The 20,879-nt window shown below is 71.1% G+C and carries 12 protein-coding genes; 9 read left to right on the top strand and 3 right to left on the bottom strand.

Annotated features, from left to right (window positions below; genetic code table 11):
* Positions 1 to 4 precede the first annotated feature (4 nt).
* From AC3EGR_RS01120 to AC3EGR_RS01095, 6 genes are all read left to right on the top strand, one after another.
* A complete protein-coding gene (locus AC3EGR_RS01120) occupies positions 5 to 2,167 on the top strand; it encodes a hypothetical protein (protein ID WP_488544581.1) in 2,163 nt (720 codons plus the stop codon).
* Positions 2,164 to 4,524, top strand: coding sequence for a hypothetical protein (locus AC3EGR_RS01115; protein ID WP_488544580.1), 2,361 nt, complete (start codon positions 2,164 to 2,166; stop codon positions 4,522 to 4,524). Before AC3EGR_RS01120 ends, AC3EGR_RS01115 begins: the two co-directional genes overlap by 4 nt.
* Before the next feature lie 207 nt (positions 4,525 to 4,731).
* The gene (locus AC3EGR_RS01110) at positions 4,732 to 6,249 is read left to right on the top strand and encodes a hypothetical protein (protein WP_488544579.1); all 1,518 of its coding nucleotides are present in this window, start codon (positions 4,732 to 4,734) and stop codon (positions 6,247 to 6,249) included.
* Positions 6,250 to 6,251: 2 nt separating this feature from the next.
* Positions 6,252 to 8,144 (top strand): ATP-binding protein, encoded by a 1,893-nt coding sequence (locus AC3EGR_RS01105; RefSeq protein ID WP_488544578.1) that lies wholly within the window; start codon positions 6,252 to 6,254, stop codon positions 8,142 to 8,144.
* A complete protein-coding gene (locus tag AC3EGR_RS01100) occupies positions 8,141 to 11,521 on the top strand; it encodes an eCIS core domain-containing protein (protein ID WP_488544577.1) in 3,381 nt (1,126 codons plus the stop codon). The genes AC3EGR_RS01105 and AC3EGR_RS01100 overlap by 4 nt, the downstream gene beginning before the upstream one ends.
* Positions 11,522 to 11,545: 24 nt before the next feature.
* Entirely contained in the window at positions 11,546 to 14,512 is a 2,967-nt protein-coding gene (locus AC3EGR_RS01095) for a glycosyltransferase family protein (protein WP_488544576.1), read from the top strand.
* A 10-nt stretch (positions 14,513 to 14,522) separates the two neighbouring features.
* Here AC3EGR_RS01095 and AC3EGR_RS01090 read toward each other — a convergent pair whose 3' ends face one another.
* From AC3EGR_RS01090 to AC3EGR_RS01080, 3 genes are all read right to left on the bottom strand, one after another.
* Positions 14,523 to 15,107, bottom strand: coding sequence for a class I SAM-dependent methyltransferase (locus AC3EGR_RS01090; RefSeq protein WP_488544575.1), 585 nt, complete (start codon positions 15,105 to 15,107; stop codon positions 14,523 to 14,525).
* 28 nt (positions 15,108 to 15,135) lie between these two features.
* Positions 15,136 to 15,981, bottom strand: coding sequence for a glycosyltransferase family 9 protein (locus AC3EGR_RS01085; protein WP_488544574.1), 846 nt, complete (start codon positions 15,979 to 15,981; stop codon positions 15,136 to 15,138).
* 131 nt (positions 15,982 to 16,112) lie between these two features.
* Positions 16,113 to 16,703, bottom strand: coding sequence for a hypothetical protein (locus AC3EGR_RS01080; RefSeq protein WP_488544573.1), 591 nt, complete (start codon positions 16,701 to 16,703; stop codon positions 16,113 to 16,115).
* Positions 16,704 to 17,296: 593 nt separating this feature from the next.
* On the opposite strand from AC3EGR_RS01080, the gene AC3EGR_RS01075 reads away from it, so the two are divergent.
* From AC3EGR_RS01075 to AC3EGR_RS01065, 3 genes are read left to right on the top strand one after another with little or no spacing between them, the layout of a single operon-like run.
* Positions 17,297 to 17,623, top strand: coding sequence for an antibiotic biosynthesis monooxygenase family protein (locus AC3EGR_RS01075; protein ID WP_488544572.1), 327 nt, complete (start codon positions 17,297 to 17,299; stop codon positions 17,621 to 17,623).
* 28 nt (positions 17,624 to 17,651) lie between these two features.
* Positions 17,652 to 19,556 (top strand): alpha/beta hydrolase, encoded by a 1,905-nt coding sequence (locus AC3EGR_RS01070; RefSeq protein ID WP_488544571.1) that lies wholly within the window; start codon positions 17,652 to 17,654, stop codon positions 19,554 to 19,556.
* Entirely contained in the window at positions 19,553 to 20,686 is a 1,134-nt protein-coding gene (locus AC3EGR_RS01065) for a hypothetical protein (RefSeq protein WP_488544570.1), read from the top strand. The genes AC3EGR_RS01070 and AC3EGR_RS01065 overlap by 4 nt, the downstream gene beginning before the upstream one ends.
* Positions 20,687 to 20,879: the final 193 nt, after the last annotated feature.

The following is a 20,879-nucleotide window of genomic DNA, read 5'->3' as shown; positions in this document are numbered from 1 at the left end:
CACCATGGGATGCTGCGCACCGAATGCCGTGGGACCGGGTCCCGCAGCGGCCGATCCGTGCAAGCGGGTCAATTACACGCTGGGCATGCTGCTGGGCGTGGACGACTTCGTGCAGGAGTCGGCATACCACGGGGCGCGTCGGCGCGAGATGGCGCGCGAGCTGTTCGGCTACGGCACCGTGCACGGACTGCAGGTGGTCGTCGAGCCGGAGGACGACCGCGGGCCGCGCGTGCGCGTCATGCCCGGCATGGCGTGGCTGCCCTCCGGCACGCCGGTGTGCGTCGACAGCCCGCAGTGCGCGAACCTGAACGACTGGCTGGCGGCGCATGCGGCCGAACTGCCGCCGCTGGCCAGCGGCGACACCCTCCCGCTGTACCTGGTGCTCTCGCATGCGCAGTGCCTCACGGACAACGTGCCGATTCCTGGCGAGCCATGCCGCGACGATTCCGAGCTGATGCAGGCCTCACGCGTGGCCGACGGCTTCCGGCTCGATCTGCGGCTCGCGCCGCCGCCGCAGCGCGAGGAGGACGCGATCCGCGACTTCGTCGCCTGGCTGCTGGACGTGCCGCTGGCCGCCAGCTCCCCGCCATTGGACGAGGAGGCATTCGTCGAGCAGCTGCGCGCCGCCGCACACGCCTGGCTGGCACCGACCTCCCCACCGACCTCGCCGCCGGACTACATGATCGGCAGCGCGCCCGCGGGCACGAGCGAACAGCTGCTCGCCACGGCGCTGCGGCTGTGGACCACGGAGTTGCGGCCGCTGTGGATGGCGCGGGCCGACTGCGGCTGCAACGCCGAACCGATCGCGCCCCGGGACGATGCCCTGCTGCTGGCCGAACTCGACGTCACGGTCATCCCCGGCTCGCCGAACCTGCAGGTGAGCGACACCGAGGGTGCCGTGCGGCAGGAAGAGCGGCGCCGCCCCTACGTGCTGAGCCTGCGCATGCTGCAGGAGCTGATCACGCTGCACCCGGTGCCGGATCCGGCGGAGACCGTCGCGGGCGAAACGAGCTTCGACCAGGCCCCCGCCGTCGGTGTGTCGCTGCACTACGCGCGGGCCGACCACACGCACGGCACGCCGCCGCTGCCCACGCTGGAAGGCGACGTGCAGGGCGCGGTCGGCAGCACGTGGATAGACGCGCTGCAAGGCGTGAAGCTGCTGGCGGGCAGCCCGCTGGTCGACGGCCAGGTGCTGACGGTGCAGGGTGGCCAGTGGGTGCCGCAGGCCCTGCCTCCGCCGCCACCCCCGCCGGCCTTGCCGGCGCTGGGGGGCGACCTGACGGGGACGGTTCCCAATGCGCACGTCGCGAGCCTGCAGGGCGTGACGCTCGTGACGCCGACGACGCTGATCAATGGCGAGGTGCTCACCCTCAGTGGCGGCCAATGGAAGCCGATGCCGCTGCCCACACCGGCGCCTGCGCCCACTGCGGCGCCCCTGCCTTCCCTCGGCGGGGACCTCTCCGGCCCCATCGCGAACGCGCGGATCGCCAGCCTGCAGGGCGCCGCACTGGTGGCGCCCGCCACGCTCACCGAGAACCACGTCCTCACCGTGCAGGGCGGGCAGTGGGTGCCCAAGGCCCTGCCGCCGCCACCCCCGCCGCCCACGCCGGCTCCCCTTCCTGCCCTGGCGGGCGACGTGACCGGCACCATCCCCGGCAACACCATCACGAGCCTGCAGAAGATGCCGGTCGTCGCGCCTGCCCCCAACGACGGCGACGTCCTGTTCTTCGACGGCACCACGTGGATCCCGAAGGCACTGGACGCCGGCGCGAACCTGCAGTGCGTGGGCCGCGGCAACGAACTGCCGTACGACATCGTGGCGGCCGCCGAAGTCACCATCGTCGTCGCGGCGGACAAGCCGCCCATCTCCAGGAGATTCGACCACCGGTACGGTGCGCTCACCTTCGGCGCGATCAACGTCGGCAACAGGGAAGCCACCATCGAGTTCATCCTGCAGGTTGCCGACCCGGAGCGGACAGGCTTCATGGTCAAGCTCACGCCGATCCGCCTGAAGTTCCCCTCGCTCGTCTGCCTCGCGGGGCGCATCAAGACCGGCGACCCCAAGGTGACCATCCCGGTGCTGCTCGAAACCGCGCAGACCTTCGAAGGCGAGGCGGAGTTCGCGTTCCAGATCGAAATCAGCCACTACGCGGAGAAGCTGACATGAGCGCCGACGCCATCACCGCCGGCACGCCGCTGCTCGCCGAAGGCATCCGTGCGGTCAACTTCTTCAACGGGCGGCTCGTCACCAGCGGCGACCTCTCGCGCGACCAGCAGGCGCGGCGCGACGGCGACGCGCGCCTGGGCCAGGCCAACGGCAGCGGCGTCGTGCGCGGGCTCGAGGTCTCCATGGACGGGCAGGCGGGCGATCGCCGCCTCGCGATCAAGGCCGGCCTCGCGGTCAACGCCGCCGGCCAGACCCTGTGCCTCGGCGCCGACCAGCTGCTGGCGCTCGTGCCCTCGGCCGATCAGGCGGCCCCAGAGACCGGCGGAGGCTTCGGCGCATGCGCCCAGCTTTCCGGCGGCACGTACGTCGCCGGCGACGGGCTCTACATCGTCACCCTTGCGCCCGTGGTGCGGCCGGACGGCCGCGCACCGGTGCTGGCGCTGGAGCCGGGCAACGTGCGGTGCAACACCGACGTGATGGTCGAGGCCGTGCAGCTGCGCTTGCTGCGCATCGGCGATGCGCTGCTCGATGCGCACGGCCTGGACACCGACGTGATCGGCGATGCGCCGGTCTCGTGCCTGCGCAGCAGCGTGGCGGCGGCGTGCTTCGGGCTGCCGCACCAGCAGGCCGCGCACGTGGCGCCGGGGACCGCGCCGGCGTTGAACCTGCTGGACGACATGCGCGATCGGGGATTGGCGCAGTGCGACGTGCCGCTGGCGCTCGTGTTCCTGACCACCAGCGGCGGGATCCGCTTCGTGGACCGCTGGGCGGTGCGGCGGCGGATCGCTTCCGGCATCGCCGCTGCGGGCTGGAGCGCGTGGCTCGGTGAGCCGATGGACGCGACGGCCCAGGCGCAGCTGGCGCAGTTCCAGGAGCAGCTCGACGACGTCCCGACCGGATCGCTCCCCGGGCTGCAGGCGTCGAACTGGTTCACCTGGCTGCCGCCGGCGGGCTTCCTGAAGACGAGGACGACGACGGTCGCGTGGGAAGCCTTCCTCGGCGCGCGCAAGCCGGCGCGCGTGGTGGCGCTGGCGCCGGGCGACGCGCCGGCGGTGCTGGCCGAAGCCCTGCGCCGCGATGCCGTGTCCATCGCCTCGGGCACGGCGCCTGCATTCCGCGTCTACGAGATCACCGGCGGGCCGCGCGTGTTCGTGCGCGACGCCCCCAATGCGCGCCACGCGGAGGAAGTCTGGTTCGACCGCGACGCCGCCGGCATGGCCTCGGCGTGGAATGTCCAGGCGGCGATCGAGGCACTGTGGTCGCGCAGCTGCGTGCAGCTCGTGGTCCGCAGCGTGGCCGACTTCGACCGGCTGGCGTCGCGGCTGCGCGGGGAGTCCGCGACGGATCTGGTGCTGTGCATCGAGCCCGGCACCTACGGCCTCGGCGAGCCGGTGCGGATCGAGGGCAAGCGCCACGTCACCGTCCGCGGCCATGGCCACGGAACCCTGCTGCGGTGCGAGGGCAGCCAGGCCGCACTCGTGGTGAGCCGTTGCACCTCCCTGGAGGTCTGCGACCTCGCGCTGGCAGGACACAAGCCCGCCGCCGGCGCCGACAAGGACATCGGGCGTGGCGGCGCGCTGCTGGCGATCGACGTTCCGGACGTGAGGGTGCGGCGGGTGCGCGCCACCTGCGGCGGTGACGAGGAGCTCCTTGCGGGAGCGCTGGTGGTGACCCATCGCGATTCGAAAGGCGATGCCGCGCGCCACGTGCTCGTCGAGGATTGCGCCCTCCTCGTCGGCCCCGGCCAGCAGGGGCTCGCGTGCATCCACTGCGACGTGGTCACGCTGCGCAACAACGTGGTGCGGCCGGCCAGGGAAGACCGTCCGATGCGGCTCGGACTGGTGGTCGCCGGTGCGTTCGCGAGCGAGGTGCGCATCGAGCAGAACCTCGTCTACGGCGCCGCGCAGGGCATCAAGGTAGCGCTGTCGCAACAGGAGAAGAAGGAGGGCGAGGCGCTGAAGGTGGAGCACCTGACCGTGCAGGGCAACCGTGTGGAGGTGGCCCTCATGGAAGGCGCGAAATCGAGTCCCCCGCCGTACTTCGGCATCGGGGTCGGCAACGCCGAGTCGGTGCTGATCCGCGACAACCGGCTGCTGGGCGGCGAATGGCCGGGCTCGCTGCACGAGCTCAACATGGGCGTCCACCTGCACGGCGAGTACGGGCCGCGCGTGCTCGTGCGCGAGAACCACGTGACGGACTTCGACATCGGCGTGGAACTGGAGCCGACCGGAGAGGAGGTCAACAAGGGCGCCCTCTGGTCCGTGCACGGCAACGTGTTCCGCACGCGGGTGATGCTCGTCGCGCCGGAATGGGTCAAGGCCGCGTCGCTCGAGGGCGACACGAACGTGCAGGTGTGACATGATGCGAATGACACGTGTGGATGCCGCGGTAGGTGCGGCGCGGATGGACGAGGGCGAGACGGGTCCGGATCGTGCGATCGCAAGATCGTTTCCGGGCTGTGATCCGATCGAGCGCGGACGACGTGGCCAAGCGGGTTCGAATCCCGTCCACGCGGGAGCGGGTGGATTCCCGCTCCGGTCTTCTTCCGTGCGGGGCGTGGGGCGATGAAGTCCCATGCCATCCGCACCGCCCGCGTGCCGGCGCGCCTGTCGCAGCGGCGCGTGACGCGGCCCACCCTCGAGCGCTGGCTGGCCGATGCCGACCCGGCGCGGCACGGCCTGCCGGCGCAGGCGATCGTGCTGGTGCGGCGGCTGCAGTCGCCCTGGACGGCGCTGGTGCACCCCGAAACCGGCACGCGCTATGGCGCCCTCGCCTCGGCACTCACCGGCGCAGCGCGCCCCGCGCTCGGCGAATTCCGGGGCGACGTCGTGTGGTTCGCCGACGAGGCGGAGCTGCTGGCGTGCCTGGCGCGCGCAGCGCTCGCGGGCGACCTGGTGCTGCAATGGTGGTGGAAGCTGGTGCTGCGCGAGCTGGCGCCGGAGGCCGCACGGGCGCGCTGGCTGCAGGCGGTGCATGTCGCGCCGCGCGCATTGACGCGCCTGGAAGAACCCGCCGCCCGGCGCTGGCTCGGCACGTGGACGGTGCCCGAGCAGCGTCGGCTGGTGCAGGGACTCGCGCGCGTCTTCCCGCTGGCGGACGAAGCGGTGTTGGAAGAGATGGCGCGCGCGGAAACGGTGAGGCCTGCGAATCCGGGCAGTGCGCCGCAATGCGCGTCGCCAGACGAAGCGTTGCTCGCCACGACGCATGCGTCGCCCGGCGACGGCCTGCGGCGCCTGCTGCTCGCACTCGCGCGCGAGCCGATGGCTGCGCGCGACGCGCACCGTGTGCACGCCCTCTGGCATGCGGGGGTCACGGCATCCGCCTCCCGGATTGCCGCGGCGGCCTCCGCGGGGGCCCAGGCGTCGACGCCGACGTACCCTGTCATGCGCGACGTGCCCGACCCTCCTGCGCGAACACCGCACATCCCAGGCGCATGGCCCGCCGTGCCGAATGCGTCCACGCTCGATGCCTCCGGGCCTGCCGTGAGCGAGGCGCTGCTCCCGGGCCTGCAGACGAACGCGCCTGCCACCAGCGTCGCCATCGACGCCGCGGCCCCGGCGGCGAGCGTGGGGACCGGGGACGTGCTCTCCACGCCCGTCGCGCCCGCGGCCTTGCTGCGCACCGGGTTCGGCGGGGTCCTGTTCCTGCTCAACGCCGCCCTGCAATTGGGCCTCTACGGCGATTTCACCCAGCCGCGCAAGCCACGCACCCTGGACTGTAGCCCCTGGCGTTTCCTGCTCGCCAGCGGCCGGCTGTACGCCGGCCGCGCCTTCGCCGAAGACGCGCTTGCGGCCTGGCTGCGCGAGCGCGCGCCGCAGCGGCCGCCCGGCGCCCGCCCGCGGCATCCAGGTCTGTGGCGGTCGCTGCGCGAACGCCTGCAGCTCGCGCTCTGCCTCGATGACACGCACGACCTCGTGGCTGCATTGCTGCGCCAGCCCGCGGACGTCGCGGACGCCGGCGAACGGATCGACGTGCACATGGACCTCGCGGCGCTGCCCCTGCCGGTGCGCCTGTCCGGTCTCGACCGCGACCCGGGCTGGATTCCCGCCGCCGGCTGCGACGTGCGCTTCCATTTCCACTGACCATGGACGCCTCCACCACGCTGCCTTCCAGCACGCCCGCGGCGCACCTGCGGCTGGCGCTGCTGCGCACGGCCATCGCCCTGATGCAACGCGCGACGCTGCTGCTGGCGCCGCTGGGCGAGCTGCTGCAACGCTTCCCGGTCCTGCAACATCACCTGGACGCCGCCGCTGCGCTCGGGCTGGAAGGCCGCACGCTGGAGGAGGCGTTGCCGCTGCTGGACGAGCGACTCTGGAGCGGCCACGAGGCGGCCCTGCCCCTGCGCCGCCTGCGCGGCGCGCTCGGGGGCGACGGGGAAGCGGTTGGCGTCTTCCTGCTGTGCGCGCTGGCCGACGAAGACCCGGCGCTGCAGCCCTTCATCGACGCGCTCGGCGGCCGCGAGGGGCGGCCCACGCGCGGGACCCTGCCGGGCGAGCAGGACCTGGCCATCGAGGCCTTGCTGGCCGGCGGCTTCCTGGTCGAGGTCGAAGGCCGCTGGCGCGCGCTCGCGGTGCCGCCGCCGGTGTGGCAGGCCGCGCAAGGGCGCAGCCCCGGCTACACGGCGCATGCGGCGCTGCCCCTGTGGACCGACCTGGTCCTGCCGGCGCAACTGCATACGACGCCTGGCAGCGGCAGTGCGTGCTGGGTGCTGCGCGGGCCGGACGGCAGCGGACGTCGCGCGCTGGCCGGCGCCCTCGCCCGCGACGCCGGGCTCGGCCTGCTGGAGCGCCCCGATCTCGAGCCGGCGCAGCTGGCTGCGTGCGCAACGCTGCTGCACGCCATGCCGCTGCTGGCACTGGCCCCGCAAGCGGGCGAATGCGCGCTGGTGCCCCCGCTGCCTGGCTGGGACGGCCCGATCGCGGTGCGCGCGCCGCCGCAAGGCGGCGTCGCCGCCGAACGGCGCGCGCTGCACTGGCTGGAACTGGCCATGCCCGAGCCGGCGGAACGGCTGCGCCACTGGCAAGCCGCCCTGGGCCGCGCCGTCGTCGATCCCGCGCTGGTGACGCTGCGCCTGCCGCGCGGCCGCATCCACCGCCTCGCGCGCGAGGTGGGCGCGGACGCAGCGGAGGTGGCCGCCGCGGTGGATGCGCAAGGCGCCTTCCTCCTCGACGGATTGGCACAGCGCGTGCCCGCGCTCGGTGCGCAGGAAGCACTGACCGTTGCGGACGAACTGGAGCAGGAGTTCGACCTGCTGGTGGCGCGCTGCCGCCATCGCGAGGCGCTGCCCGCGCTGCTGCCCGCCGCCTTCGGCGCGGCAAGCGCCGCCGGCGTGCGCGCGCTGTTCAAGGGCCCCAGCGGCACCGGCAAGACGCTGGCCGCGCGCCAGCTCGCGAACGCCCTGGGCCGGCCGCTGTTCCGCGTCAACCTTGCCGGCACGGTCAGCAAATACATCGGCGACACCGAACGCAACCTGGAACGCGTCTTCGCCGCCGCCGAGACGCTGGACATCGTGCTGCTGCTGGACGAGGGCGACGCCCTGATGGCGGGCCGCACCGGCGTGAGCAACGCCAACGACCGCTACGCCAACCTGGAAACGAACTACCTGCTGCAAAGGCTGGAACGCTACGAAGGCATTCTCGTGGTGACCACCAACGCCGCGGAGCGCATCGATGCAGCTTTCGCCCGGCGCATGGACGCGACGCTGGAATTCGCGCTGCCCGACCCGCAGACGCGCTACCGCCTCTGGCGCGCACAGCTCCCGCCTCGCCATCGCGTCGGCCCCGAGGCGCTGGAGGAGGTGGCGCTGCGCTGCGGCCTGAGCGGCGGGCAGATCCGGAACGCGGCCCTGCATGCGACGCTGCTGGCGCTGGAACACGGCGCCGGACCGGGCGAGGACGAGCTCGCCGCCGCGTTGCGGCGCGAATACCGCCGCGCGGGGCAGGCGTGTCCCTCGCTGGTCATCGGGGAGACGGCTTGACGCACGAACTGCTCGCACCGCGCGAGACGGCGCCCTCCTTCCGCGGCGGCAGCGCGCCGGTGCAGCGTGCGGCGCTGCGCGTCTCTTCGCCCGAGGATGCCGGCGAACGCGAGGCCGTTTCCGCGGCCAGCGCGGTGATGCGCATGAACACCCCGGTCCTGTCGCGCGGCCCGCCGGCGACGATCCAGCGGGCCGCGCCGGCCGGGGCCGCGGCCACGACGGCGCCGGGTGGCGCCAGCGGCGGCCAGCCCTTGCCCCTGAGCGTGCGCCGCTTCATGGAACCGCGCTTCAACGCCGACTTCGGCGGCGTGCGCATCCACACCGATGCGGAGGCCGCGCGGGCGGCCCAGCGCCTGGGCGCGCGCGCCTTCACCGCCGGCAGCCACGTCTATTTCGGCGCCGGGCAATACCAGCCCGACACGCCAGCGGGCCTGGAGCTGATCGCGCACGAACTCGCCCACACCGTGCAGCAGAGCGCGGCACCGCGCAGCACGGTGCAGCGCAGCGCCGACCTCACCCTCACGCCGCAAAGGCGCGGCATCGTGCAGCGGCTCGGCCTGAGCGACATCCTCGACGGCCTCGCCGACCTCGCCGCCAACGTGCCCGGCTATACGCTGCTGACGCTGATCATCGGCCGCAACCCGATCAACATGCGGGTCGTCGAGCGGACGCCGGTCAACGTGCTGCGCGCCTTCATGGGCCTCATTCCCGGCGGCGAGCTGCTGTTCCAGATCCTGCAGCGCTACAACGTCATCCAGCGCATCGGCGACTGGATCGTGGCCCGCGCGGAGGAACTGGGCCTGAACTTCCAGGCGGTGCGCGACGCCTTCAACCGCTTCACCGACTCGCTCGGCTGGCGCGACATCTTCAGCCCGGGAGACGTGTGGACGCGGGCGCGCAACATCTTCACGCCCATCGTGGCGCGCATCACCAGCCTCGTCGGCGGGCTGGTGTCGCAGGCGATCACCTGGCTGAAGGAAACCTTCATGCAGCCCCTGTCGGAGTTCTGCCGGCAGATCCCGGGCTACGGCCTGGTCACCGTGCTGCTCGGGCGCGACCCCTTCACCAACACGCCCGTGCCCCGCACCGCGCTGAACGTCGTGCGCGCCTTCGCCGAGTTCATCCCGGGGGGTACCGAGAAGGTGAACCAGCTGGTGGAGTCGGGCGCGCTGCAGCGCTCCTACGACTGGTTCATCGCAGAGACGACGGCGCGCAACCTGACCTGGGCGCGCGTCACCGGCACCTTCGCGGCGGCGTGGGCGACGCTGCGGCTGGAGGACGTGCTGCACCCCATCGACACCCTGCAGCGCATGATCGGCCTGTTCCGGCCCCTGCTGTCGGACCTGGTGGGCTTCGCCGGCGCGGCGCTCATGAAGCTGCTGGAGCTGATCTACGAGGCGGCGATGGGCGCGGGCGGCCGCCGCATCCTCGCGATCCTCACGCGTGCGCGCGCCACCTTCATCGTCATCATCCGCAACCCGGTGGGGTTCCTGCGCAACCTGCTGGGCGCGGTCGGCCAGGGCGTGCGGCAGTTCATGGCCAACATCCTCACGCACCTGCGCGACGGCGTCATCGCCTGGCTGACCGGCCCGGTGGCCCGCGCCGGCGTGCAGATGCCCGAGCGCTGGGACGTGCGCGGGATCATCTGGTTCGTGCTGCAGATCCTGGGCCTGACCTGGGCGCGCGTGCGCGAGAAGCTCGTGCGGCTGCTCGGCGAACGGGTCGTCGGCGCCCTCGAAGCCGGTTTCCAGCTGCTGCAGGAAATCCGCGAGCGCGGCCTCGTGCAGGCCCTGCGCGACCGGGTCAGCGAGTTCTTCGGCAACCTGCGCGACTCCGCGCTGGGCGCGATCCGCAACTTCATCCAGCAGCGGCTGGTGATGGCCGGCATCACGCAGCTGCTGTCCATGCTCAACCCGGTGGGCGCGATCATCCAGGCGATCATCAAGACCTACACGACGGTGCAGTTCTTCATCCAGCGCATCAACCAGATCCTGGACCTGGTGGAGTCGGTGGTGAACTCCATCGCCGCCATCGCCGCCGGCGCGATCGGCGCCGCCGCCAACTTCGTCGAGCGCACCATGGCGCGCACGATCCCCGTCATCCTCGACTTCCTGGCGCGCTTCATCGGGCTGGGGGACGTTGCGGGACAGGTGACGACCACGATCCGCAACCTGCAAGGCGCCGTCGACCGCATGCTCGATCGCGCCGTGGACTGGATCCGCAACCAGGCGCGCAATCTCGCGAGCCGCGCACTGGGCGGCAACCCCGATGCCCCCGCGGGCGAGCGCGTGCGCAATGCCCTGCGCGAAGCGGTGCCCGTGGTGAACCGCTATGCCGGCCGGCGCGTGGGGGCGCTGATCCTGCGCCCGCTGCTCATCCCCATCAAGCTGCGCCACCGCCTGAGCCGGCTCGATGTCGTGCCGCAAGGGCCGGTGTGGGGTGTCGTGGCAGCAGCGAGCCCCGATGTGATCGAGCCGACTTCGGCACAGGTGGAGACCGTCACGGGCACGGGCATCGTGGGCATGACCAGCCGGATCGAGTACCGCAGCGGCACGCTCATCGGCACGGGGAACCCGGTGGGCACCGAGATGATCGCCAATCCGCTCGGGCCCGACCATCCCGCGGGCCAGCAGCCCAGCGGCGGCAACATCTGGACGATGCTGGTGAGCGACCCCGGCGAGACGAACGACCGCAAGTACATCCGCGGGCACCTGCTCAACCACCAGGTCGGGGGCATGGGCACGGCCCAGAACCTGTTCCCGATCACGGCAGCGGCCAACGATCGCCACGAGAGCGAGTTCGAGAGCCGAATCAAGACCTGGGTCAACACGGAGCGCAGGTGGGTGTTCTACAGCGTGCGCATCGCGAACGTCGTCGTGGACGTCGGCCCGCGTCGCGCAATCGCCAACAACAAGATCAACGCCGACATCATCTGCTCCGCGCACGTCGTCGACCCCGCGCAGCCCACCGCGCGCCACAACCCGATCACCGCGACCATCCAGTCGCGCTTCCGCGGTGCCGCTGCGGTGGCGGCGGCAGCCGGTGTCGCCGGCCCCGTCGCGGTCCCGGTCCGGGCAGCCGACCTTGCCGCGACCGTGGCCATGCCGGCGGGGGCGGAGTACCGGCTCGACATGCGCATCTTCAACGCCGTCCAGGCGGCGCGTGGACGCAGCAAGACGGACGCGCAGATCCTGGCAGCGATCCAGAACGTCAGCGGCGTCGGGAGCGCCATCGCCGCGACCGTGATGCGTGCCGTCGGGCTCTCGCCGCCGGGCGGCGACATAGCGAGCCGGCTGCTGACCCCCGAGCGCAGCAACCTCACCCAGGCCAACGGCAGGGCGGCAGCGATCGCGGGCGCGCTGAACGCGTTGACCTGAGCCGCATCCGCAGCAGAAGCCCCCATGACAGCCACCCTCGTCTCCTCCCAACGCCTCCAGGACTTCCGCGGGCGGCACGCCGGCGCCGACATCGTCGTCTGCGGCTGCGGGCCCTCGCTCTCGTCGTTCCGGCCGGTCGATGACCTCGTCACCATCGGCGTCAACGACGTCGGCCGCCTGTTCGACCCGACCTACCTCGTCGTGGTGAACCCGCGCAACCAGTTCCGCGCCGATCGCTTCCGCCATGTCGAACGCTCGCGCGCGCAGGCCTTGTTCACGCAACTGGACCTCGGGCCTGTCGATCCGCCGGTGGTGCGGTTCCCGCTCGGCACCTACGGCGGCACGGACGCCACGGAGGGCGCGCTGCACTACACCCAGAACTCCCCTTATGTGGCGGCCTGCCTCGCCGCCTGGATGGGTGCGCGCCGCATCGGCCTGCTGGGGGTGGACTTCACGGAGCATCATTTCTTCGGCGCCACCGGCCGGCACCCGCTGGCCGCGCAGCTGGCGCGCATCGATGCCGAGTACGCGGCCCTCGGCCAGGCGCTGGGCCGCCGTGGCGTCGAGCTGCTGAACCTCAGCCCCGTGAGCCGGCTGCAGGGGCTGCCGCGGGCGGAGCTGCACGCATTCGTCCATGGCGGGGTGGCGGCGCCCGCACCGGCGCAGCGCCGCGTGTTCATCGTGAACTACCACTTCCTCTCCTGTGGGGAGGTGTTCGCGCACGGGCTGCGCCACGCCGCGCAGGAGCTGGGCATCGTGCACGCCGAGGCCGGCTGGGACGATCCACTGCTGCCGCGCAAGATCGCCGACTTCCATCCGGACCTCGTGCTGGTGGTGCATGGCCGCCGCTTCGCGCAGCGCTGGGGCGAGCGGCTGCGCGGATGGCGCACCGCTGTCTGGCTGACCGACGAGCCCTACGAGGTCGACGACACGGCCGGCTGGTCCGCGCGCTTCGACCATGTGTTCGCCAACGACCGCACGACGCTGGACCGGCACCCGAACGCGCACTACGTGCCCATGTGCTTCGATCCGCAGGTGCACCGCGACGAGGGCGGTGCGCGGCGCCATGCGGTCGGCTTCATCGGCGGCGCCAACGCGACGCGCGAACGCTTCCTGCTGGCGCTCGCCGAGGCCGGCCTGCTGTCCTATGTGGTGGGCGGGCCCTGGCGCGCGCCAGCCCTGCGGCGGCTCTGCCTCGCCGGCAACGTCCCGGCCGAGCGCACGTCGGAGCTGTACCGGCAGACCGAGATCGTCGTCAACGTGTTTCGCGAGACCCACCACTACAACGCGCGCGGGGCCGTGGCCGAGGCGATGAACCCGCGCATCTACGAGGCGCTCGCCTGCGGTGCCGCGGTGGTCTCCGAACGACGTGCCGAGGTCGCGGAAGTGTTCCCCGAGCTGCCGCAGTTCGACCGGCCGCAGGAACTGGTGGACACGGTGCGGCGCCTGCTCTCGGACCGCGGCGCGCTCGCCGACCTGCGCCGGCAGTGTCGCGCGCGCCTGGCCGGCCACGGCTACGGCGACCGGCTGGCGCGCATGCTGGCGCTGGCTGGCCTGCCGGTCGAGCGGCGCGAGGCGCCACCCCCGCGACCCACGGAGGCCCTCATGCCCGTCACGCCCATCGCACCCGCCACGCCGCCGCGTCCCGCGCGCACCTTGCCCACCCACGCGTCGCGGCCGCACGTCGCACCGAGCGGCAGTGTCGCGCACCTGGAGTTCCTGCCCTTCGACGCACCGCCACGGCGCAACGTCCTGTACCACGTGTGGCCCGTGCGGGGCAGCACCTGGCGCTGGAACCTCGAGCAGCTGCTGCGCCGCGTCGACCTGTTCAACGGCCGGCGCATCGTCGGCATCGTGAGCGACGAGCGCTCCGAAGCCCCCGAAGCCGTGCAGGCGATGCTGGAGGGGCACGGCTTCGATTGCGTGCTGGAAGCCAACGACGGCCGCGGCGAGGCCGTGACCTTCGCGGCGATGCTGCGGCAGGTGGCCTCCTTCGACCGCAACGAGCTCTCCTGGTATGGGCACGCCAAGGGCGTGAAGTACGAGCCCGCGTTCCCGCCCGCCGTGCGGCGCTGGGCGGAGGTGCAGTACGCGGTCACGCTCGACGACTGGGCGGCGGTGCGCGACCAGATGCAGCGCTATGCGATGACGGGCATCTTCCGCAAGCACGGGCGCTTCCGCAATCACCACGAACTGGGCGACTGGCATTACAGCGGCACCTTCTTCTGGATGCGCCACGCCCACCTGTTCCGCCGCCGCTGGCAGGAAGTGCCGCAGTTCTACGGCGGCGTCGAGGCCTGGCCCGGCACGCTGTTCCACCGCGACGAGACCGGCTGCCTGCTGCTCGACGCCCTGCGCGAGCTGCCCTACCAGGACCGCTTCTGGTCGCAGCGCGGCGACCCGGCGTTTCGCCGCTGGCAGGAGGGCCGGCGCGCCATCGCCGCGCCAGCCGACCTGCAGTCGCCGCGCGCCTTCGAGGGCCACACCCAGCCGCGGCTGGAACAGAAGCCCGACGAATTCTCCTGGTGGCTGGACGCGCTGCTGCGCGAACCCGTGCGCAGCGTGCTGTTCATCGGCGCCGGCTGGGGCGGAGAGGAGTGGCACCTCGCGCGGCGCTTCCATGCCGCCGGCCGCGAGGTGGCCATCAGGACGTTGGCCGCGTCGGCGCGGCGCGAGTGGCACGAGGCGGCGGCGGACGCGCGCGAGCGCTTCGGTGCCGGGCCGGCCCTCGTGGCCGAAGCGCCCGCCACGGCGGACGCGGTCTTCATCGACGGCGACCACGGCTACCGCGCCTGCCGCCACGATGTGGAGCTCGCGCGCAGCCTGGGGCCGCGCCTGCTCGCGCTGCACGACATCGTCGACTCCGACTGGCATGCCCACAACCGCTGCTGCGTGTCGCGCGTGTGGGCCGAGCTGCGCGCCGGCCAGGCGACGGAGGAGCGCGCGGGCGCGGACTGGGGCGGGATCGGCCTGCTGCGCCTGGCGCCTTGAGCGCGGGCCGTCAGGCGACCTGGACGAGCCCGATGCCGAACCCCGGATCCCGCCAGTCGACGGAAACCTTGCGCGCGGCCTCCAGCGCCGCCCAGTGCTGCGCCGAGCCGCCGGCGTTCATGCCCTTGTGGTATTCCGACTCGGTGATGTCGTGCAGGCCGATCCAGCCGCCTGGACGCACCAGCGAACCATACATCTCGTAGTCGGCGCGCACGCCGGCCAGCGTGTGGTCGCCGTCGATGAAGAGGAAGTCCAGCGGCTCGCCCTCGAGCATCGCGACCACCTGCGCGCGGGTGGCGGGATCGTGGGAGTCGGCCTTGATCAGGCGCACGTCGCCGAAACGCGCCTGGAAGTCGGGCAGGCGCTGGTGCACCGGACCGCCGATGCTGCCGCTGTCGATGCCGATCTTGCGGCCGCTGGCCAACGCGCACCACAGCGCGAACGACCCTCCGCCGTAAACGCCGATCTCCAGCACGTGGCGCGGCCGCAGCGCGAGCAGCACGCCCGCGACGACGCAGAACTCCTCCACGCGTTGCTGCACGCCCAGGGCTTCGCAGTGCTTCATCGCTTCGTAGAGCGCTATGTGTTCAGCCATGTCGCGGTCTCCTCAGTTGCGGCGCGCGTCAGAGGCGCGTGCGCCAGGCGGACCATATGTGATCGACGTCGCCCTGCCAAGGGCGCGTCTGCGCGAGGCGGTAGTGGTTGAAGCCGGCATAGCCCACCCAGCCGCGGGCCAGCGCCTGCGGATACACGCAGAACGTCGGCACGCCCAGGCCGGCGGCGATGTGCGTGATGCCGTTGTCCACGCCGGCGTACGCCCCGCCTTCGGCGCAGGCCCTGGCGATGTAGGCCACCGCAGCAGGCAGCGGCAGCCGCAGCACGCACAGCGGGATGCCGGGCGCCGGATCCGTGTCGCGCAGCAGCACGACGTAGTTCTCGATGCGACCGGCCTGCAGGAAGCGCTCGATCAACGCCCCCCAGGCCGTCCAGGGCAGGTTCTTGTTGCCGGCAATATCGGCCACCGCTGCATTGCTGGCGGACAGCGGCGAGATGACCAGGCAGCGTGGAGGCACCCCGAGCTCGCCGAGCGCCTGCGGCCGCACCGGAACGTGCGGCAGGATGTCCGCCGCCTCCAGCTCGACCCCGATCATCCGTCCATAGGCCTGGGCGATGTGCAGGTGCTGCTCCCCGCCGATGCGGAACGCCACCTGCACGTCCATGAGAAAGCGCTTGTCGTAGCCGGCGTAGTCCATGCGGCGGATGCGCTCCCAGTCGGCATCGAACAGCACCTGGTCGCACACGCCCATGTGCGGCATGTCGACGAACACGGAGCGCGCTGGCCCGTCCTGCAGCAGCCAGTGCACCTCCTCCTCGGGATGCAGCCGCCGATACCGGCGCAACGCCGCCGTCTGCGTGACGGTGTCGCCGATCAGGTTGACGCTGGCGAACAGCGTGCGGGTGCCACTCACCTTAAGTCACGCCTCGCTCGGCGCAAGTGGGGGCGAGCGAGCAGCGCCGTCAAGGTCATTCCCCCATTCTGCGGGACGTACGTTCCGAAGCCAAGCCGCCCTCGTTCCAGGAACAGGCGGCGGGGGGTGGATCAGTCCCCGGTGCGCCTTGACCTGGGTTGATAACACTTGAGCCAGCAGGCCACCGCCGTCGATGCGCAGCCCAGCGAGTGAATCTCCTCTTCGAAGCCGAGCAGCGACGCCAGGCGGGCCTCGGCTTGCACACAGACGAACCCGGCCACCAGTCGCTGTTCGAGCACGCAGACCCCGCGCCCGCGCAGGACTTCGCTCACCGATTCGAGGTGCTCGCGCGTGGCATCCACGCGCACGCGCATGATCGGCTCCAGGATGTTGCGCCCGCCCGCGTCGAGAAGGCTTCGAACCTCCGGGTCGCCGAAGCTCACTTCGCCCCAGTGCGAACCGCGCACCACGGCCCTGCGCGCCTCCCCCAAGGCGCGTTCGTTCAGGGCAAGGATCTCGCCCTGCTCTCCCGCGCGGATGATCGCGAACCTCGATCGATTGCCCTCGGCGTTCCTGAGAGGGAGCGGCGCCAGGGAAGCTGGACTGCCGCTAACCAGTTGCCAACGCTGTCGCAGTGGGAAGCGCTCGTGCGCCGACTCCTGTCCGAAGTCGACGAAGAAGTCGGAACCGCGCTGCTGGCGGTCATTGGTCATCGTCTGCATGGATGCACTCCTCTCGGTCGGTGTCATTTGCGATGCGCAAGCAGCCCGACCGCTGCATTGCCGCCGGCGAACGAAGGGGACACAGGACGGCCCCGGGAGATCCGGAAGTGGCTGCGCGCCGCGCTGCCTTGCGCCAGCTCAGTCTTGGTAGCCGCGCGTCATTGCGCCTGCTGCGGGCGCCAGCGCCAGGAGGAGCGCCCGGCGATCAGGCGAAGTTGCTGGATCGCCGGGCGAGGAGATGTGCTGTCGGTCGATGGTGCTGCGTGGCACCACCCGAACTTTCCCGCACGTGCCACTGCGGGCCAAGCCAGCATGGCTCGGTGTGCAGGGCCGGGACGTGGAGGAGCAACGTGGTCACGCTGTAGAGTGTAGTCCCTGCCATGCGAACGGATGCTGAATCTGGCAAGGCTTCGAGGGGCATTCACGCTTCGAACAGGTCAAGCCGCGAGGGTCCGGATGCGACGGACTGTCCAGCAGAGACGTCATGGGCGCGGTGGGGCGAATGTCTTGTGGTGCAGCGCCTTCCATGTTGAGATGTACGTCCTGCCGGAGGCGGCAGCATCGCCGTGCATGCATCTGGAAAGGAGGCTGCAATGATCGTGGTCGTTTTCCGCGCCCGCGTGCGCGAAGGAGTCGACATGGCCGCCCTGGAAGCCCTGGGCATGCGCATGTACGAATGCGCCAGCGCCATGCCGGGCTTCGTGTCGTACAAGGACTTTGCCGCTGCCGATGGCGAGAGCGTGACGATCGTCGAATTCGCATCCGAACCCCAGTTGCTCGCTTGGCGCAACCACCCGGAGCACGTGGTGGCGCAGGAGCGCGGCCGCCGCGAGTTCTTCTCCGCTTACCAGATCCAGGTCTGTGTGCAGCAGCGGGCGTATGGATTCACGCTCGCCGAAGGCCGCACCGAGCTCGCCTGAGGGACGGTGAAACGCTGCGGAGGATTCCGTGAACGATCCGGCCCTTTTCGACAGGCTGCTCCAGTGCCCACCGGCCGTCCTCGATGCGATCGCGGTCCAGCTCCGGCTGAACAGCGCGTTCCTGCCGGGGCCCAACGAGCCGGTCGCGACGCGCGCCAAGGCCATCCTCGACCTGCTCGCGCCGCGCGGAGCCGCGGGGAAAGCGGCGCTGCAGGCCGCTCTCGACAAGTTGATCGGAAGCGCCGTGGAGGAAGAGGAGCCGCAGCAGAAGCAACAGAAGCAGCAGGTGATCCTCATCCTGGCCGCCAACCCGTTCGGCACCGACGGCCTTGCGCTCGACCGGGAAGCCAAGGCCATCCGGCAGCAGCTCGATCAGGGCGATCACGGCCGCCAATACCGGGTCGAGTCGGAAACGGCGGTCTCGGCGACCGACCTGTCCAGGTTCCTGCTCAAGCACCGCCCCTCGATCGTCCACTTCAGCGGACACGGCAGTTCCACTGGCGAGATCGTCCTCGAGGGCGAGCAGCGTGAGCCGCGCGCGGTCCCCGCACACGCCCTGGTCAACCTGTTCGGCGTGGTCGAGGGAACGGAAGCCGTGGTCCTCAATGCCTGCTATTCGGTCGAGCAGGGCGCGGCACTGGCTAAGAAGGTACCCCATGTGATCGGCATGTCGCGCGCCGTCGACGACGATTCCGCCGTGCGCTTCGCGGAAGGGTTCTATCGCGGGCTCGCCTTCGACGTCGGCTACGAGAAGTCCTTCCGGCTGGGATGCGCGCAGATCGACCTGGCAGGCTTGCGCGGCGGCGACGTTCCGCATTACCTGCGCAATGGGGTCGACGTCGACACGGGCCGGCCGCCGGAGCCGGTGGCGCGGATGGCCGCAGCGCCGGCCGCCGCGGTGACACGCGGGGCGAAGGCGGCCCCCTCCCAGGACGAGGATGGAGCCTGCCTCTACCAGGTCTGGTACGGCACCAATCGCCGGCCGAACGACCCGAACGACCCCTCGCGCGGATACTCGTCCGAGCGCGACGACGAAGGCCGGGTTTACTGCGGCACCTGCAAGGTCAGCGTGCCCCGGTCGCACCGCATCGGCTCCATCGGTTCGGCGTGGTGGAAGCGCTGGCTGCGGCTGGAAGACGATCGGCTGAAGATCGACGAAATCCGCCAGTTCGAGGAAGCCGCGTACTGGCGCGCCCTGGCGGACACGCTGGCCGGCTACGAGGCCGGGAGCCGGCGTGCCCTGGTCTTCATCCACGGCTTCAACGTTTCGTTCGAGGAAGCGGCCCTGCGCGCGGCGCAGATCGGCGTCGACCTGAAGGTCCCCGGCATCACCGCGTTCTACAGCTGGCCGTCCAAGGCCAGCCTGTTCGGATATGCGGCCGACGAGGCCAGCATCGAGGCCAGCGAAGCGCAGGTGTCGAATTTCCTCACCCGCATCGCGTCGGAAAGCGGGGCCGAGCGCGTCGACGTGCTCGCGCACAGCATGGGCAACCGCGCCCTGCTGCGCACGCTGCAGCGGATCATGGCGCAGGCGGAGGCCGCGGCAGGTGTGCGCTTCGGCCACCTGCTGCTGGCCGCCCCCGACGTGGACACGGGCGTCTTCCGCGGCCTGTCGGACGCCTATGCGCGGCTGGCGCAGCACACCACGCTGTACGTTTCGTCGAAGGACCGCGCGCTGGCCAGCTCGGGCATCGTGCACGACCATCCCCGCGCCGGCTTCTCGCCCCCGGTGGTCGTGACGCAAGGCATCGACACGATCGAAGTGTCGAACATCGACCTGACCCTGCTCGGGCACGGCTATTACGCGGCCGCCCGCGACGTCCTGCACGACATGCACGACGTGCTCGTGAATGGCGCCCCACCGGCGGCGCGCCTGGGACTGATCACGACGAAGACCGTCGCCGGGCAGGTCTACTGGAGGATCGGAGCATGACGAAGGACAAGGTCGGGTGGGCGGAGACGATCCGCAAGATCTACAACCGGCTGATCCAGTGCACGGAGGCGCAACTGGACTACATCCAGGTCCAGCTGGGCTTGCCCTCCGCGCTGATCGCCAGGCAGGTCGCAGCGTCGCGCGCCAAGGTCATGATCGACCTGCTCGAAACCCGACCCGACAAGGACTGGGTGAAGATCATCAACAGCATCCTCGACCAGGGAGCCGACGCCTACCTCGGCGACCGGCTTTCCCCCATCAAGGACTTCCTGATCGATGGCGGCGCGACCGGCGGCACGTCCGCGGAATCGGTGGGGACGATCAAGGATTTGCGGGAACGACTGACCGAAGTCGGGGAGCTGAATGGTCCGCTCGACATCAAGGTGCGCGGCACGCTGTTTCCCGCCGCGCTGCTGACGGCGGGTTGGTGGGAGCGCAGCCGGGCGGTCAAGTCGCTGGCCATCGCCTGGAAGAATCCGCTGCAGGAGTGGTTGTTCAAGGGCTTCGATCTCTGGGCGCCCTCCTGGGACGTCTGCTGGGGCGCCATCGACCCGAACGACACATCCAAGCAGTACTACATCGCGCAGCTGACCGAGGGCGACGAGGCCGATTCGCTGCCGGTCATCATCGGCCGCGAGCGCGCCGCGCGGCTGAGCCAGGAATTCGGCGACAGCTGGGGCGGCTTCGAGGCGACGGTGGTGGGCAGGCTCGGGCACCGCTACCAGTTCGAGCAGAAGTTGCCGCTGAACGAAAAGCGCAGCGCACTCGATTTCTACATCTCGGTGGAGGACGACAACAAGCGGCACAAGATCAACCGCCTGAATGCACCGACCGAGCTCTATTCCGCCTATCTCTGGAAGGTGCTCGCGCCCGAGGACTGGTACCGCAACAATCCCTTGCTTGCGCTCGACGAGGTGTACTTCGTCTGGGAGCACACGAACTTCGCAGCCAAGGATGCCGTCGACTACAACCTCGCGAGCCTCGAGCACAAGGAACAGCTGATCGCCAGGAACCATCCGGGGAGCAAGCTTCTGCTGCTGCAGAAGTCGCACTCGATCGTTCCCGGCGTCCCGCAATGGCCGGTGGACCGCTTCTATCAGTCCTACCTGATGCAAGGCAAGGAGATCTGAGCGCCACCGCGAACGTCGTGCGGGTCCGCTTCGGCCCGAGCGCCCTCGAGATGTCGAGCACGTGCTCAGGGCTGCGAGGGGAGCGTGAGGAGCCGATGGCTTGCCCTGCGGACTGCCGGACGAGACGCTGAGCTTGGCCCGGCTGCTGCTGCGCAAGGCGCCGTGCGCCTACGCGCCCGTCCCCTTGGTCATC

The organism is Ramlibacter sp. G4-7, from assembly GCF_057784995.1.
Note: the sequence above shows the minus strand (reverse complement) of the source record. Positions and strands in the feature narration are given on the sequence as shown.